Origin of the sequence: Alkalibacterium sp. 20 (assembly GCF_001885615.1) — a bacterium.
GTDB lineage: Bacteria > Bacillota > Bacilli > Lactobacillales > Carnobacteriaceae_A > Alkalibacterium.
Window position 1 is genome coordinate 17,185 of record NZ_LSRN01000034.1, and the last position, 16,364, is coordinate 33,548.

Below are 16,364 nucleotides of genomic sequence, written 5' to 3' on the forward strand. Positions count from 1 at the left end.
GAAAAAAAGTGATGACGAAGGAGAGCAGAGATGGCAACTTTAAAAGATATTGCAAACAAAGCAGGTGTTTCCACATCAACCGTTTCTCGAGTACTGAACTATGATTCATCACTGTCTGTTGGCGAAGAGACGAAAAAAAGAATTTTTGAAGCAGCAGAAGAACTGGAATATAAAAACAAAAAAAAATCAGCCAAAAAAGTAAAAGGTAAATTGGCTATCATTAACTGGTACACTGAAGCAGAAGAACTTCAAGATGTCTATTATATGTCTATACGTTTAGGAGCTGAAAAACGCGCTAAAGCACTGGGATACTCCTATCGCCGCGTATATAAACAAGATGATTTTATGGAAAAATCTGACTTGAATGGTATTCTGGCGATTGGCAAATTCAGTGAAAAACAAGTGAAGCAATTAAAAAGCAATGATGTTCCGCTTTGTTTTGTAGATTACCTGCCGAAAGAAGAATGTGATAGTGTGGTGGTAAACTTCAAAAAAGCGATGCGCGAAAACATTGATTATCTCATCGGAAAAGGTCACGTACAGATAGGTTTTATTGGTGGGGAAGAATCGTTTAGTGATGGGACCGGTCATTGGACTGATCCGAGAGAGAAAATAGTGAGAGAGTATCTTAAACGAAAAAAAATGTATCATGAGAACTATTTCTTTACAGGAGCCTTTCGTGTCGAAGATGGCAAAGAAAATATGCTCAAGGCGCTGGACTCCATCGAAAAAGATCAATGGCCAACTGCTTTCATCGCTGCAAATGATGCGATTGCCATTGGTTGTTTAAAAGCACTGTATGAGAAAAATGTTAAAGTGCCAGAAGACATCAGTATCATTGGCTTTAACGATATTTCCACAGCTAAATATATTACGCCTTCTTTAACAACCGTGAAGGTCTACACAGAAGACATGGGCATTAGTGGAATCAATCTTCTTCACGAAAGGATCGAAGAGGGACGGGATGTCACAAAAACAGTGATCATGTCTACGAAACTCATTGAACGAGAAAGCACCTAAAAGAAAGAACGTCACCTCATTTGAGGCGACGTTCTTTTCACACTAACCTGATTCACAGCCAGTTAAGCTTTTCAAAAGCATTGTCTTGTGGCTGATATCCTAGTTTGACGCGTGCAGAATGAATATCTAAGCGTGGGAATGTATTGTTTGAGAGGCCATTCACTAGTAAGAAGGGTTCCTCAAGGGGTGTAGCCAAACAGCAGTCGATAAGATGATTCATGTCTCTGGCTGAGAAATACATAGCCATATCATTAAAATCACTCTCTGGATCAAGTTCTGATTCGTCTGGTTTATAATCCCCAATACGAATACCAATGGATTCGATGTTTTTATTAAAGGCGTAATAGCTGGCTAGAGCTTCCAAATATGCTTTAGATACGCCATACAAATCATCCGGACGGACTTGATCGGTCGTTTTCACTTGTACACCATCGGGGTATGCATCACTGGCATGGATAGAACTCGCAAAAATAATTCGTTTTAGCTTAGGAGCATTTAACGCTTTTTTATATAAATTCTGAGGTAACACATAATTCAAGCCAACAAGGTCATCATAAAAGTCAGCATCAGGGTCTGGATTTGCGGCGAGTTGGATGACATACTCCGCATCATCGAGTAATCCTTCCCAAGCCTCAAGTTCTGTTAAATCTCCCTGAATGATTTCTACACCCTTTTTCAGCTCTTCTGGGAATGATGAAAAGTCAATGTCAGCAAGAACCAGCTCATGCTCATCTTTTAAGTGCCTAGTTAAATTTGTTCCAATCGTTCCAGTAGCACCAGTAATCAGTATCTTACTCATCTGAATCCTCCTTGAATGATAAACAAGGACTCCATCCTTAAAATGATAAGGATGGAGTAGAATGCTTATCTTTTTTTGTCGTTGTCTTTGTTGTCTTTCTTGGCTTCGCCAACAGCATCATGACCATGACCTTTAGCTTTTTGAGCTTTGCCTTCAGCTTGTTTACCTAAATCGTCGGTAACGTCACCGTAAGTGTCTTTGGCTTCTCCCACTACTTTGTCTTTAGCACCTTTAGCTTTATGTTTTAAACTGTCTTTATTCTCGTCCATTAACCCTCACTCCTTTTATTATCATATTTCGTTCACACTTATTGTATGACGATGTGTAAATTATTGCAAAAATTAAGGCTGAAACGTATCAGTTTAGTTTCTCATGGCCGTCATAGTGTGCTAAAATCAAGTTAAATAGATTGATGACTAGAGGAGTCTAAGTATGAAAATTTTGGCTATAGATACATCTAATCAAGTAATGTCAGTTGCTTTGATGGACGAGGCTCGTTTAATCGTTGAACGCATAGTAAATGTTAAAAAAAATCACAGTATTCAGCTGATGCCGGCTATTGAAGCAATAATGAAAGAAGCTGACTGGAAACCTAAAGAGTTAACAAGGATCGTTGTGGCGAAGGGACCTGGTTCGTATACAGGGGTTCGTATCGGTGTCACCGTGGCAAAAACATTAGCCTTCAGTTTAAATATTGACCTTGTAGGCGTATCAAGTCTTGAAGTGTTAGCGGCAAATGGCGCGCAAATACCAGAATCATACTGTGTTCCGATATTTGATGCCAGACGTGGCAATATTTATACAGGTTTATACCAATATAAAGAACATAAGCTTGTTCAAATTGAAAAAGATACACATGTTTCTGCTGAACAATGGGGACTATATTTGAAACATCTACAGGGACCCATTCAATTATTAGGTGAAGATCGACTTATACACACAGAGCTATTTGAAAACGACTGTGGCGATAAACTGATTGAATTGCCTGCAAGTCTTCATTATCCACGTGCGAGTGTATTAGCCGAACGAGGAAGATACCTTGAACCAGAAAATGTTCATTTGTTTGAACCGGAATATTTAAAGCTAGCTGAAGCTGAGCAGAATTGGATGGAGGCACATCCTGACTTTGAAAAAGGAGGCGGGTGGATTGAAAAACTTTAAAGATTGGATTTCAGAAAGAGTAGCTAAATCTTCGACTAGAGCATTCTTACCTATTTCAACACGCGTTAAATTACACCAACTTTTTTATGCTCTTTCGGATGAGCAGTTTCTAAAAGTGAAGATAGCCGATGAAAATGACGTGAATAGCATTTTGAAAATTGAACGCCTTTGTTATGAGGGGCAGATGCCCTGGAACCGTACAGCTATTCTTCACGAAATACGTTACAATAAAAATGCTTTTTACATTATCATGTACGATGGGGAACAGCCAGTGGCATTTGTAGGCACTTGGTTTGTCGCACATGAAGCACATATCACTAATATTGCGACGGTACCTTCCTATCAAAATAAAGGGATAGCCACTTACTTATTAAAAGAAATCATTTGTGTTGCGCTGGAAGAAGAAATTGGAAAAGTTACGTTAGAAGTGAGAGTTTCTAATAATACGGCTCAGAGTTTATATCGGTCTCTGGGTTTTATAGATGGTCGGATTAAGAGTAGATACTATGGCAACAATCACGAGGATGCACTGGAAATGATTCGAGTGCTCGCAGAAGAACCTGGTGAAACAGTGAATGAGGGATGATCAGCAAGATGCAAGAAAAACGCGTGAGTATTAGACGATATAATTTCAATGAAGCTAAATATGATCGGTTCTATGCTATTGCAAAGCAGTCTTTTAAGCACGGGTCACCCTGGACAGAGGAACAGTACCGGGAAACATTGTCAAGAAAAGATCTTGTCTTTTTTGTAGCTGAAATAGAGACGCATCTTATTGGTTATATTGGTGGGAAACTGTCTCTCGATGAGGCAAATGTTTATACGATCGTTGTATCCAAAGAATTTCAACAACAACAGGTCGCTCACTTTTTGCTTGATCGATTTGAAGAAGAGTGTCATTCAGCCAATATAAACACGATTTTTTTAGAAGTGAGAGAATCCAATGAAATAGCTCAATCGTTTTATCTGAAAAATGAATTTGAAGTTATTGCAGCAAAAAAAGATTATTATACCCATCCCATAGAAAACGCAATAATAATGAAAAGTAAGAGTAGAAAGAAGGCAGAACATGGAAAAGAAGCGGATTTTAGCTATAGAGACAAGTTGTGATGAAACAAGTGTTGCAGTAATAGAAGACGGTCATACGATTCTATCGAATATTGTCGCTTCACAAATAAAAAGTCATCAGCGTTTTGGCGGTGTTGTTCCCGAAATAGCTAGTCGTCATCATGTCGAACAAATAACCTTAATTATAGAAGATGCATTAACGGAAGCGGCCGTCTCTTATGATGATTTAGACGCTGTAGCGGTCACCGAAGGTCCGGGACTCGTAGGTGCGCTACTGATTGGTGTAAATGCTGCAAAAGCCATTGCCTTTGCTCACGATTTACCGCTGATAGCCGTCAATCACATCAAAGGTCATATCTTTGCCAATCAATTGGCATCGACGCTGTCGTTTCCCATTCTTTCGCTAGTCGTGAGTGGCGGGCATACTGAACTTATTTATATGGAATCAGAAGATTCTTACGAAATAATTGGTGAGACGCGTGATGATGCAGCTGGAGAAGCGTATGATAAAATCGGTCGGGTTTTAGGCGTTCCTTACCCGGGAGGTAAACATATCGATCAAATGGCTCATGAAGGAAAAGATACCTATCATTTTCCGCGAGCAATGATAAAAGATGATACGTTTGATTTCAGTTTCAGTGGATTGAAAAGTTCGTTTATCAATACCGTTCATAATGCGAAGCAGAAAGATGAAGAAATTCATCTCAATGATTTAGCAGCCAGTTTCCAAGCTGCTGTCATCGACGTGTTAGTCTCTAAAACCATTCGGGCAGCCAAAGGGAAAAAGGTTAAGCAATTAGTTCTGGCTGGCGGTGTAGCTGCAAATAAAGGTCTGCGTACAGCATTGCAAACGGCTGTTTCAGAAGAATTGCCGGAAGTTGAAATGCTTATTCCTCCGCTTGAACTGTGTGGAGACAACGCTGCTATGATCGGGGCTGCGGCCTATATAGAACTGAAAAATAATAATTTTGCTACGTATGCATTAAATGGCAGACCCGGATTAACTGTTTAAACAGGAAAAACCGCCAGTTGAAATTCAACTGGCGGTTTTTGTCTTAGGCATCTAGTAAATCATCTAAGGCGAATTGGTTTTCTTCCCAATCTTCGAGCAAGTGTTCTTGCTTTAATTGCAATGACTCATTCTCTTTGGCGAGGCTTTCTAGTTTTTCAAAATCATTTGATATTTCTGGATCACTTAACGATGTTTGAACAGAATCGATCTGTTCTTCAAGTTGTTCGAGTTCATCTTCAATCGATTGAATAGCGCGTTCGATCTTACGCTGGTTTTTCTGCACTTCTTTTTGTTTTTCAAATGTTTTTTTGGAAGAGGTAGGGGCTGTTTCAGTCTTTTCTTCTTCCGTTTGCTCTATGAGTTTCAAGGCTTCCTGCTCTGCTTTTTTCTGGATATAATAATCATAATCGCCCAAGTAGACGTCGGCGCCTTTATCATTTAACTCAATGACTCTCGTGGCTAACCGGTTAATAAAATAACGGTCATGAGAAACGAATAAAAGAGTGCCTGGATAGTCAATGAGAGCATTTTCGAGAACTTCTTTAGAATCAATATCTAAATGGTTGGTTGGTTCATCTAGAAGTAATAAGTTGTTTTTTTCCAAAGAGAGCTTGGCTAAGGCAACACGCGCTTTTTCTCCACCACTTAAAGAAGTGATCGATTTTTCAACATCATCCCCGCTAAATAAGAAAGAACCCAGTAAAGTGCGAATATGTTGTTCAGGAAGACTGGGATGATCATCCCAAATCTCATCTATAACAGTTTTCTTGTCACTCAAAAGATTTTGTTCTTGATCGTAATAACCTAAATCTACTTTCACGCCGTAATTGATCGTGCCGTTTAGTGCAGGTATCATTTGATTAATGGTTTTAAGCAACGTTGTTTTCCCAACTCCATTGGGACCTACGATGGCAATCGATTCTTCTTTTCTGACATCTAAATCAATGCGACTGGAAAGTGCCGTATCTTCGTAACCAATAGAAAGGTCATCTGTCTGCAGAACGATTTGTCCTGACTCTCTTTCTGTTTGGAATCTGAAATGTGCACTTTTTTCATCATTTTGAGGTTTATCAACAGTATCCATTTTCTCAAGTTGTTTGCGACGTGCCTGGGCGCGCTTGGTTGTAGAAGCACGAACGATGTTTTTATCAACAAAATCTTCAAGTTTAGCTATTTTTTTCTGTTGTTTTTCAAAGACTTTCCATTCGCGTCTGATTTTCTCAGCTTTTAATTTCAAGTAATTTGAATAATTGCCAGTGAAATAGTCAACTGAGCCTCTGCTTACTTCGTAAACTTCATTAATGACTTTATCCAAGAAGTAGCGATCGTGAGAAACGATTAAAAGAGCTTTGGAGTAGTTTTGTAAATAGTTTTCTAGCCACGCTAAGGTTTCAATGTCCAGATGGTTTGTCGGTTCATCCAGGATGAGCAGATCTTTTTTCTCTAAAAGTAACTGAGCTAAAGCCAGTCGCGTTTTTTGACCTCCAGATAATTTTTGGATAGGAGTATCATAATCTTCCTCGAAAAATCGAAAACCGTGTAAGACTGAACGGATTTCACTTTCAATGCCGTAACCATTTTTTTCATGGAAAGTTAGCTGCAAGATATCATAGCGGCTAAGCATTTCGGTATACTCAGTACCGGATTTATCTAATGTCGGATCACTTAATTTTTTTTCGATCTCCCGCATTTCTCTTTCGATCGCTAAAAGGGGTTCAGCGATTTTCATCATTTCATCCCAAATGGTCAATGAGGAGTCTAAACCGGTGTATTGGTCGAGATAACCGATGGTGATTTCTTTCTTTTTATGAATGTTTCCGGAATCAGGTTCTTCTCTCCCGGATATTATTTCCAGTAATGTTGTTTTCCCAGCACCATTTCTACCCACAAGCCCAATACGTGCGTTGTCTTTGATTTCGATAGTAACGTTATCAAATAATTTTTCGGCACCAAAATGGCGCGAAATTTTTTCGGTTTGTAATAGTATCATTTTAGTGTCCTCATTTTCTAAATATTGCCGTTTAGTCATCCATTACAGTTTAGCACACATCTATTAGATAACAATATCAGAGCAGCTAATAACTAGAGGCTTTTGTGAATGGCGTTCTCAATTAAGCATGTGATATTATCATGTATGTTTGCTCACTAATTACACATGTGTTCAATCTTTTGCAATGTATTTATTCATTTAAAATTATAATTATTCTAATGAATCAAGTTGTTTTGCTTTTATTTGAAAGAATTAATGATATAATATTAATTGGAAGAGAGTTTAAAGTTTGTGAATACACAAAGGTTTCGTTGGAAGTAAATTATAATAAAACTAAAGTTAATTTTTAAATTGGATGAGGAGAATGAATAATGGCTGAAAAAAAAATACCTAAAGCGACAGCTAGACGCTTACCTTTATATTATCGCTATTTAAGATTTTTATATGAAGCAGGAAAAGAACGCATATCATCTGCCAAGTTGAGCGAAGCGGTTAAAGTAGACAGTGCAACGATACGTCGTGATTTTTCTTACTTTGGCGCGTTGGGAAAAAGAGGATATGGTTATGATGTTGAGGAGTTAATGAATTTTTTCAGTAAAACCTTAAATCAGGATAGACTAACGAACGTAGCGCTTATTGGTGTCGGTAATCTAGGACAAGCGTTACTGAATTACAATTTCCGTCGCAATAATAATATTCGGATAAGTGCCGGTTTTGATGTCAAGAATGAATTAATTGGTACGATTCATCAGGGTGTGCCTATTTATTCGATCGATGATATGGTGGAACAACTCGACTTACAGCAGATCGATGTGGCTATTTTAACCGTACCCTCAGAAGTCGCACAAGAGATGGCTAATAAACTAGTCGAAGGCGGCGTAAAAGGAATCATGAATTTCACACCGATCCGTATGACGGTTCCTGAGCATATTCGTGTCCACAATGTTGATTTAACCAATGAATTACAAACACTTATTTATTTCATCAATTATTACCAAGATATAGAAAAACCACACGAGAGTGATGAAGAGATAGATAATTTTATCATTTAATTAAATGATAAAAACGGACGACCTTTTAAAAGGTTGTCCGTTTTTTATTTATTTTTGACTTTTCTTAATGCGATAGTATGCGTCGGCCAGGCGAGTACCTTGGACAAAGTCTTTAGTGGCAAAAATGGCGAAGAGATATGAAAAGAATCCCCAACCACTCGAAGATACTGAATCAATGGTAAAGAAAAGAAAGAGAGCAAAAAAAAGGAATTTAAAGACGATTTGAAATCTGAGCTGTTTTTCTGTCATAGTAAATCCTTTCTTGATGAGCAGTTTATGGATATCTAGAGTAAATATAAATTAGCTAAAACAGCTATAGTGTTCATCAAACAGTGAGCAATGATCGGCGTCCATATGTTTTTCGTTTTATAATAAAGCCAGGAAAAGACAAGTCCCATTGAAGCATATACAAGAAGCAAGCCGTCGAAATGAATGAATGCAAAAATCAAAGAGCTGATAACAGCTGCACCAATGCCACCGGTTTTGTCTACCAGCATGCCGAAGATGGCTTTTCTGAAGACGAATTCTTCCATGATCGGACCGGCTAAACCAATAAGCAATATGAAGATAGGGTAGTTTCTCACTACTTCTATCAGCATTTGAGTGTTCTGCGATTCCATGGGAGAACCTAAATATCTGACCTCGATAATACTAGCTAAATTTTGTGCAAAGAGGGCGATGAAAATCCCAGCTATTCCCCATAGCAATACGTCTTTTTTTTGTTTTGAAAAAGATTCTTCAAAAGGATAAGTCATCGCATATTTCTTTACAATAGCGATCATACCAACAGCACCCAAAGTAAAGAGGACAAGTGACGGCATCAAGAATCCTACGGGACCCATAGTATCAGGCAGAAATAGTGGGATGATTCCGGATAAGAGTTGAACTAGCACAAAAAGTGAAATGATACGTGTGGCAGCTTTTTTATTTAATAGGGTTTGATTCATTAAAGTCATCCTTTTAGTTAGTTTCTACAATACTACTAATTTAACACAAAATGAAACGGGTTTCCACAAAGGGAAAAATGAAAGATTTTTAGAAGATAGGGCTTGCATGACTCTTTAGTTTTTAATATACTTGTAAGGGAGTTAGCACTCGACCCAAGAGAGTGCTAACATTCTCATCTTCACGATGAATATAGTGAAAATCAAAAAATATATATTAAAACTATGGAGGGATTACATCATGTTAAAACCATTAGGAAATCGTGTACTTCTTGAAGTGAAAAAAGAAGAAGAAAAAACAGCCAGTGGATTGGTATTACCCGATTCTGCTAAGGAAAAACCCCAGACAGCTAAAGTTGTGGCTGTTGGTGAAGGGAAATTACTTGATAACGGAAACTACGCTAAGATAGCTGTTTCAGTTGGAGACGAAGTTGTTTTTGAAAAATATTCAGGTGCTGAAATCAAATTTCAAGGTACTGAGTATCTGGTTGTAAAAGACACAGACATTATTGCTGTCATCGAATAATGATATAAAATATAAAGTTTGATTTTTAAAATACAATTGATGAAGGAGAGAATACAAACATGGCTAAAGAAATTAAATTTTCAGAAGATGCACGTGCTGCAATGTTGCGTGGTGTAGATAAATTAGCAAACACTGTAAAAGTTACCTTAGGACCCAAAGGCAGAAACGTTATTTTGGATAAAGCCTATGGCGCCCCTCAAATCACTAACGATGGGGTCACCATTGCAAAAGAAATCGAATTAGAAGATAAATTTGAAAACATGGGTGCGCAATTGGTTGTTGAAGTCGCAAGCAAGACAAATGACATTGCCGGTGACGGAACAACAACAGCAACTGTATTAGCCCAAGCGATCGTCAACGAAGGCATGAAAAATGTAACAGCTGGCGCAAACCCGGTCGGTATCCGCAAAGGAATTGAAATGGCAACGAGAAAAGCAGTGGAATCACTTCGCGAGATCTCAACGCAAGTGGATGATAAAGAATCGATTGCTCAAATAGCTGCGATTTCTTCAGGAGATGAAGAAATTGGTCTTTTACTTGCAGATGCTATGGAAAGAGTCGGTAGCGATGGGGTAATTACAATTGAAGAATCCCAAGGTATTGATACAGAATTAGCCGTTGTTGAAGGGATGCAGTTTGATCGTGGTTACTTATCTCAATATATGGTAACGGATAATGAAAAAATGGAAGCTAGTTTAGATAACCCTTATGTTTTAATAACAGACAAGAAAATCTCATCTGTTCAAGAAATTCTACCTGTGCTAGAAAACATCATGCAGCAAAATCGTCCGTTATTAATCATCGCAGATGATATTGACGGAGAAGCATTACCGACATTAGTCTTGAATAAAATTCGTGGCACCCTAAATGTAGTCGCGGTCAAAGCGCCTGGATTTGGCGATCGTCGTAAAGGTATGCTGGAAGATATCGCTACCTTAACTAACGGGACCGTCATTACCAGTGAATTAGGCTTAGACTTGAAAGACATGACCATCGATCAATTAGGTACAGCAGGAAAAGTTGTTGTTACTAAAGACGACACCACTATCGTTGAAGGTGCTGGTGACAAAATAGCCATAGAACAACGTGTGGGTATGTTACGCGCTCAAGCTGAGGAGACAAATTCAGAATTTGACCGTGAAAAACTGCAGGAACGTATTGCTAAATTAGCTGGCGGTGTAGCCGTGATCAAAGTCGGTGCAGCTACGGAAACAGAAATCAAAGAACGTAAATTACGTATTGAAGATGCATTGAATGCTGCTCGTGCAGCTGTTGAAGAAGGCGTCATTGCCGGTGGTGGAACAGCGTACATCAACATCTTGAGTAAATTAGAAGAAATCGAAGCAGAAGGCGATGTAGCAACAGGTGTGAAAATCGTCTTACGTGCGCTTGAAGAACCTGTTCGTCAAATTGCTCAAAATGCCGGACTAGACGGTAGTGTCATTGTTGAACGCTTGAAACACGTTGAACCAGGTATTGGCTTCAATGCTGCAACAGGAGAAATGGTTAACATGGTCGAAGCGGGCATCATCGATCCAACCAAAGTAGCCCGTTCAGCTCTTCAAAATGCTGCATCTGTATCAGCTCTAATTCTTACAACGGAAGCAGCTGTTGCAGAATTCCCTGAAAAAGACGGACCAGCCGGTGGAATGGATCCAAACGGCATGGGCGGTATGATGTAACAATCTGACGCGTTCAGAGCATATATAAACAGTTAAAGACGAAACGCCCTGACTACTTTAAACTTGGTAGTCAGGGCGTTTTTATGTATTTTTATAGTTAACCAAACAGCGATTCAAGTACGGATACTACGAGAGCAGATCCATCAAAGCCCGAATACAGGAGGACACCATCGATAATAAAATAGCTAAGCACACCAAGAAGACCAGTCAATAAATACTATTTATTATTTTTTTCATTTCAACATCTTTCTTTCTAAAATATAAACTTCAATTAACCTGATTATAAATAAGGACTAGAAGAAGTCAACTTGTGGCTTACTTCTTCCATTATTGATAAACTGAATCCAACAATAGAATTCGAGGGGTGACAGTATGAAGGTTTGTGCACTGCAAGTTGATTTGATTTATAAGAATGAGAAGAAAAACCAGAATAAAATAATTGAACTGATCAGGACAGCTATGGAAAGGAATAAACCTGATGTTTTCGTGCTGCCCGAAATGTGGAACGTTTCTTTTTTCCCCGATGAGCTTGAAGATTATGCGGATAAAGACGGCAAAAAAACAAAACAGTTTCTAAGAGATCTAGCAGAAAAGTACCATGTGAATATAGTCGGCGGTTCGGTGGCCACGTATTCAGATGGCCAGTTTTATAATACGAGCTATACGTTCAACCGAGAAGGCGAGCTCGTGCATACGTACAACAAAGTTCATTTGTTTTCACCTTCAAACGAACAACAAGTGTTTACACCTGGCGACCAGTTGGGGGTTTTTGAACTCGATGGTGTAAAAGTAGGGGTAGCAACCTGTTATGACTTGCGGTTTGTAGAATGGATCCGACGCATGGCTTTAGAAGATATCCAGGTTTTGTTTGTACCGGCCGCATGGCCACATCCTCGTGTTCACGTCTGGGAGACCTTGCTCCGGGCTCGAGCGATTGAGAATCAATTTTTCGTCGTGGGTGTCAACAGTGTGGGGGAAACGGATAAATTAAAATTCTGTGGTCATTCGAGGATATTCAATCCTTTAGGCGAATACCTGGCTTCCGCCAGAGAAGAAGAGATGCTTTTATGGGCCGATTTAGACTTGGAAAGTATAGCGAAAATTCGTCAGGATATAGCGGTTTATGTTGATCGTCGACCAGATCTCTATTAAAGAGATACAATTCATTTAGGGATGTACTCTTAATTGATTCCTTTTATTGGGGGATCTTTTCTGGTTTTGCTATTCTAGTATTAAGAATCCACACACTTATCAGAGTTAAAGACTGAGGAGGGATAAAACGTGCTAAAGGAATATGATTTTGATGATTACAAGAATCCGTATAGTTTGTTTAAAACCAAAGAACTGGGCGAACGTCTGTCACGGGCCCAACGGTTGATAGGCAATTTAGGTATCCCGGTTTTGATTATTGTAGATGGCTGGGAGTCATCCGGTAAGGGTTACGTTATTAAAGATTTAGTGAAAGAATTGAATCCAAAGTATTTTAAAGTGAGCGTGTTTGAAAATCCAACGGAAGAAGAACGGAACAGACCTTTTCTATGGCGTTTCTGGGACAAAATTCCAGGATATGGGGACATTGCTATTTATGACCGCAGTTTTTATTTTAAACTCTTCAACGATGTATCTTTAAATGACGAAGAAATAGAAAAAGATATTAAGGATATCAGTTCGATCGAGAAACAACTATTAGATGATAAAGCCATCATCATTAAATTTTTTCTGCATCAAAAAGAGACAACACAACAGCAGAGAATTGATGAGCTGAAAGACGATAAATTCCGTTCTTTCCTAATCAGCAAACGTGATGAAGACCAATATGACAACTATGATGAGTATCTTGACCATTTTGATGATATTTTAAAAAAATCCGATTTCACTTTCAGCAAGTGGCACGTCGTTTCTTCAGAAGATAAAAAAGATGCCTCGAATAAAGTTTTGGGTATGACTATTGATTTGATTCACCAAGGTATCGACCGGATCTTTGGTATGGAAAAGGGTGGATTGCGAAAAGAATTGAGAGATTACGCACCACAGAAAAAACCACTGGATGAATTAAAGTTAGACCTGAAATTGGATGATCAGGAATACGATAAACTAAAAGATGAGTTGCAGTTTGAAGCCCGGGAATTGGCTTTTCAATTGTATACGAAAGGGATACCCACAGTGCTGGTCTTTGAAGGCGTCGATGCGGCTGGAAAAGGCGGTGCCATTGAGCGGCTGACTCGAGAGATGGATCCGCGGGGATATGAAGTGGTCACGACCTCGGCGCCTTCAGTTCTGGAAAGCAATCACCATTACTTGTGGCGTTTTTATAAAAACTTTCCGAAAAAGGGAGATATGAAAATATTTGACCGCAGTTGGTATGGCCGAGTAATGGTCGAGCGAGTCGAAAATCTCGCGAAAATAGAAGAATGGGACCGTGCTTACTCTGAAATCAATCAAATGGAGAAACACCTTCATAACTTTGGCACTCTTGTCCTGAAGTTCTTTATTTACATCGATAAAGATGAACAACTTGCCCGGTTCAAAGATCGCGAAAATGAACCGGACAAAATATACAAACTCACGGATGAAGATTGGCGTAACCGTGAAAAATGGGATGATCACATAGAGGCGATGAATGAAATGCTGGTGCGGACGAACACGGAATACGCGCCGTGGATCATTGTAGAAGGGCAGCAGAAGAAGTATGCTCGGATCAAAGTATTGAAAGCATTCGTTGAACATGCCAAAAGGATTCTAGATGAGAAAGACTAAATGAGTAAAGCGAAAGATAAATAAAAAGAATCTGAGCCATGGCCCAGATTCTTTTTACGTTTTAGCACTTTTTTTATAACGGTGTCCCGAAGAGTTGGGTAGCATATAAGAATTCACCATCATAGTGAACGCCTACACCGATTTCTTCATATTCGGGTTTGATCATGTTCTCATAATGACCTTCACTCTCGACCCAACCATCAAAGAGCAATTCAGCCATTTCTTCTTCGCTCATATAATAGGTAGCCATCCCCAAGTTTTCCCCGACGATTCGGTAAGGGTAACTAATGCCTTCTTCTTCAAAGACCGTGAAGGGATCAGTGCCATTAGGTCGTGTGTGGGAAAAAGATTCTTCTGTCTCTTTGGCGCGGATAATGGCCGCTGCTTTTAACATGTCGTTTGACTTCAGTGTATTTAGGTTCTGTTCTTCCCTTAGTTCATTTAATAAAGAAATAATCGTTTGTTCAACCTTGTCGTAATCGACTTCTTCGTGTTCATTTGTTTCTATGATAGTGTTGTCAGCTGCGGGACTCTCCTGGTTGTCAGTGAAGGAAGATTCACCAATGATGGGTATGGTGTCAAAAGAAGACCTTAACTGCGATATTTCCGTTTGAGTGGGCATATAGTCGACTGCGGTATTCATCCAGCCACCTAAGCGTGTTCCATTTAAAATGCCGCTTACGCCTAACCAGAAACCGATAGTGATGGCCAATAGCAGAGTAATAAATTTTCTTAAAAGTTTCATTTTTTTCATACCTTTCTGTTCTGAGCACAGTTTACCAGAAAGTTTCTATGGTAAAAAGTTAAAAATAGTATAAGTTTTTCGAATTCGAATTGAGCTGAGTTATTTCATTTTCGTAGCACTCTTTTGTATACTAAAGAAGCTACTATTGATTATACATGTAAATAGGAGAGACCGATATGAAAAATATGAATTCCGAAAAATTAGGCACGATGCCAATGAACAAGTTGATCCTGACGCTTTCAGTACCTATGATGATTTCAATGTTTATCCAATCTCTCTATAACGTGGTCGACAGCATATTTGTTGCTCAAATCAGCGAAGAAGCATTAGCGGCTCTGTCACTTGTTTTTCCTATACAAATGCTTATGGTGGCAATTGGTATTGGAACAGGGGTGGGGATGAATGCTGAGGTATCCAAACGGCTAGGTGAAGGGAACCGGAAATTAGCCAGTGCAGCTGCCAATAATGGTGTCTTCTTGACCCTGTTTCATTATGGCTTGTTTCTCGTCTTTGGATTGCTGTTTGTTAGACCGTTCTTTGAGCTGCAGACGGATAATGCTGAAATCATACGGTATGGGATGGAATATACTGTACTGATCACGACCCTTTCTGTTGGGAAGTTTATGCAATTCACCTATGAACGTATTCTGCAGGCTACCGGACGCACGTTTTACACGATGATAACGCAGGGAACGGGGGCCATTTTAAACATCATCCTCGATCCGATTCTGATTTTCGGCTGGTTCGGCATGCCTGCACTCGGTGTATATGGTGCTGCAATTGCTACCGTTATCGCACAAATAACCTCGGCCATTCTTGCAATCATCATTAATGCGAGAGTCAATGATGATTTAGACATGCATTTCTTTGGAAATAAACCGGATTTTGAAGTCATTAAACGTATTTATTCTGTAGGTATTCCTTCGATGGTGATGACATCCATCACATCGCTTGTAACATTGATTTTCAATAATATTTTACTTCAGTTCACGCCTACAGCTATAGCTGTCTACGGGGTCTATATAAAGCTGCAGGGCTTTGCTTTCATGCCGGTCTTTGGTCTGAATAATGGAATGATCCCGATCGTCTCCTATAATTATGGAGCAAAGAATAAGGAAAGGGTACTCCAGGCAATTAAAGTATCTCTGATATATGGCTTAATCATTATGCTCACAGGAACACTTTTATTTCAGTTGTTTGCCGTTCAGTTCTTGAATTTATTTAATGCTTCAGAAGAAATGATGGAAATCGGTGTACCCGCTTTGAGGATCATCAGTTTGAGCTTTGTTTTTGCCGGAATAAGTATCATGCTCGGGACCGTTTTCCAATCTCTGGGAAAAGCGGTAATCAGTTTATGGATTCAAGTCATCCGTCAGCTGATCGTACTCGTGCCAGTTGCTTATATGTTTTCCTTAACGGGAGATGTCAATATGGTCTGGTGGTCAAAACTGATATCTGAAGGAGTTACGGTCATTTTTGCAGTCTTTGCCATGCGGTACGTGTACAACAAAAAAATTAAACCGTTGAAATCAGATGAAAATAAAAAGAAGGATGGACCCAAGTAGTGAGGGTGTATCCTTCTTTTTTATTCAAATCATTTGGTTGTTC

17 protein-coding genes are annotated in these 16,364 nt (G+C 39.1%); 11 read left to right on the forward strand and 6 right to left on the reverse strand.

What is annotated here, in order from left to right; all coding sequences use genetic code 11:
* Window positions 1-30: 30 nt before the first annotated feature.
* Window positions 31-1,020, forward strand: a complete 990-nt coding sequence (locus AX762_RS06480) for a LacI family DNA-binding transcriptional regulator (RefSeq protein ID WP_071848336.1) — start codon at window positions 31-33, stop codon at window positions 1,018-1,020.
* A 52-nt stretch (window positions 1,021-1,072) separates the two neighbouring features.
* Here the strand turns inward: AX762_RS06480 and AX762_RS06485 are convergent, their stop codons facing one another.
* The gene (locus AX762_RS06485) at window positions 1,073-1,819 is read right to left on the reverse strand and encodes an NAD(P)-dependent oxidoreductase (protein ID WP_071848337.1); all 747 of its coding nucleotides are present in this window, start codon (window positions 1,817-1,819) and stop codon (window positions 1,073-1,075) included.
* Window positions 1,820-1,884: 65 nt separating this feature from the next.
* Window positions 1,885-2,088 (reverse strand): CsbD family protein, encoded by a 204-nt coding sequence (locus AX762_RS06490; RefSeq protein WP_071848338.1) that lies wholly within the window; start codon window positions 2,086-2,088, stop codon window positions 1,885-1,887.
* Window positions 2,089-2,251: 163 nt separating this feature from the next.
* On the opposite strand from AX762_RS06490, the gene tsaB reads away from it, so the two are divergent.
* Genes tsaB through tsaD form a run of 4 tightly spaced genes read left to right on the forward strand, consistent with a single transcriptional unit; the run spans window position 2,252 to window position 5,060 of the window.
* Window positions 2,252-2,980: a tRNA (adenosine(37)-N6)-threonylcarbamoyltransferase complex dimerization subunit type 1 TsaB gene (gene tsaB, locus AX762_RS06495; protein WP_071848339.1), complete on the forward strand. Its 729-nt coding sequence runs from the start codon at window positions 2,252-2,254 to the stop codon at window positions 2,978-2,980.
* Window positions 2,967-3,566: a ribosomal protein S18-alanine N-acetyltransferase gene (rimI, locus tag AX762_RS06500; protein WP_071848340.1), complete on the forward strand. Its 600-nt coding sequence runs from the start codon at window positions 2,967-2,969 to the stop codon at window positions 3,564-3,566. Before tsaB ends, rimI (AX762_RS06500) begins: the two co-directional genes overlap by 14 nt.
* Window positions 3,567-3,574: 8 nt before the next feature.
* The gene (gene rimI / locus AX762_RS06505; RefSeq protein WP_071848341.1) at window positions 3,575-4,090 is read left to right on the forward strand and encodes a ribosomal protein S18-alanine N-acetyltransferase; all 516 of its coding nucleotides are present in this window, start codon (window positions 3,575-3,577) and stop codon (window positions 4,088-4,090) included.
* A complete protein-coding gene (tsaD, locus tag AX762_RS06510) occupies window positions 4,050-5,060 on the forward strand; it encodes a tRNA (adenosine(37)-N6)-threonylcarbamoyltransferase complex transferase subunit TsaD (protein WP_071848342.1) in 1,011 nt (336 codons plus the stop codon). Before rimI (AX762_RS06505) ends, tsaD begins: the two co-directional genes overlap by 41 nt.
* A 43-nt stretch (window positions 5,061-5,103) precedes the next feature.
* Here the strand turns inward: tsaD and AX762_RS06515 are convergent, their stop codons facing one another.
* Window positions 5,104-7,050, reverse strand: a complete 1,947-nt coding sequence (locus tag AX762_RS06515; protein WP_071848343.1) for an ABC-F family ATP-binding cassette domain-containing protein — start codon at window positions 7,048-7,050, stop codon at window positions 5,104-5,106.
* A 371-nt stretch (window positions 7,051-7,421) separates the two neighbouring features.
* On the opposite strand from AX762_RS06515, the gene AX762_RS06520 reads away from it, so the two are divergent.
* Window positions 7,422-8,102: a redox-sensing transcriptional repressor Rex gene (locus AX762_RS06520; protein WP_071848344.1), complete on the forward strand. Its 681-nt coding sequence runs from the start codon at window positions 7,422-7,424 to the stop codon at window positions 8,100-8,102.
* A gap of 48 nt (window positions 8,103-8,150) precedes the next feature.
* Here the strand turns inward: AX762_RS06520 and AX762_RS06525 are convergent, their stop codons facing one another.
* Together AX762_RS06525 and AX762_RS06530 are read right to left on the reverse strand one after the other, a co-directional pair.
* Window positions 8,151-8,351: a YdiK family protein gene (locus AX762_RS06525; protein WP_071848345.1), complete on the reverse strand. Its 201-nt coding sequence runs from the start codon at window positions 8,349-8,351 to the stop codon at window positions 8,151-8,153.
* 35 nt (window positions 8,352-8,386) lie between these two features.
* Window positions 8,387-9,049 (reverse strand): CPBP family intramembrane glutamic endopeptidase, encoded by a 663-nt coding sequence (locus AX762_RS06530; protein ID WP_071848346.1) that lies wholly within the window; start codon window positions 9,047-9,049, stop codon window positions 8,387-8,389.
* A gap of 238 nt (window positions 9,050-9,287) precedes the next feature.
* Here AX762_RS06530 and groES point away from each other — a divergent pair, with 238 nt between their 5' ends.
* From groES to AX762_RS06550, 4 genes are all read left to right on the forward strand, one after another.
* Complete coding sequence (gene groES / locus AX762_RS06535) at window positions 9,288-9,572, forward strand: co-chaperone GroES (protein WP_071848347.1); 285 nt, start codon at window positions 9,288-9,290, stop codon at window positions 9,570-9,572.
* 59 nt (window positions 9,573-9,631) lie between these two features.
* Window positions 9,632-11,254 carry a chaperonin GroEL gene (groL, locus tag AX762_RS06540; RefSeq protein ID WP_071848348.1) on the forward strand — a complete coding sequence of 541 codons (1,623 nt, stop codon included), beginning with the start codon at window positions 9,632-9,634 and terminating at the stop codon, window positions 11,252-11,254.
* Window positions 11,255-11,626: 372 nt separating this feature from the next.
* The gene (locus AX762_RS06545; protein ID WP_071848349.1) at window positions 11,627-12,406 is read left to right on the forward strand and encodes a carbon-nitrogen family hydrolase; all 780 of its coding nucleotides are present in this window, start codon (window positions 11,627-11,629) and stop codon (window positions 12,404-12,406) included.
* A gap of 129 nt (window positions 12,407-12,535) precedes the next feature.
* Window positions 12,536-14,011 (forward strand): hypothetical protein, encoded by a 1,476-nt coding sequence (locus AX762_RS06550; RefSeq protein ID WP_071848350.1) that lies wholly within the window; start codon window positions 12,536-12,538, stop codon window positions 14,009-14,011.
* Between the two features lie 73 nt (window positions 14,012-14,084).
* Here the strand turns inward: AX762_RS06550 and AX762_RS06555 are convergent, their stop codons facing one another.
* Window positions 14,085-14,765: a CAP domain-containing protein gene (locus tag AX762_RS06555; RefSeq protein WP_256244536.1), complete on the reverse strand. Its 681-nt coding sequence runs from the start codon at window positions 14,763-14,765 to the stop codon at window positions 14,085-14,087.
* Window positions 14,766-14,932: 167 nt separating this feature from the next.
* Between AX762_RS06555 and AX762_RS06560 the strand changes: the two genes are divergently transcribed.
* Window positions 14,933-16,321: an MATE family efflux transporter gene (locus AX762_RS06560; protein ID WP_071848351.1), complete on the forward strand. Its 1,389-nt coding sequence runs from the start codon at window positions 14,933-14,935 to the stop codon at window positions 16,319-16,321.
* Window positions 16,322-16,364 lie beyond the last annotated feature (43 nt).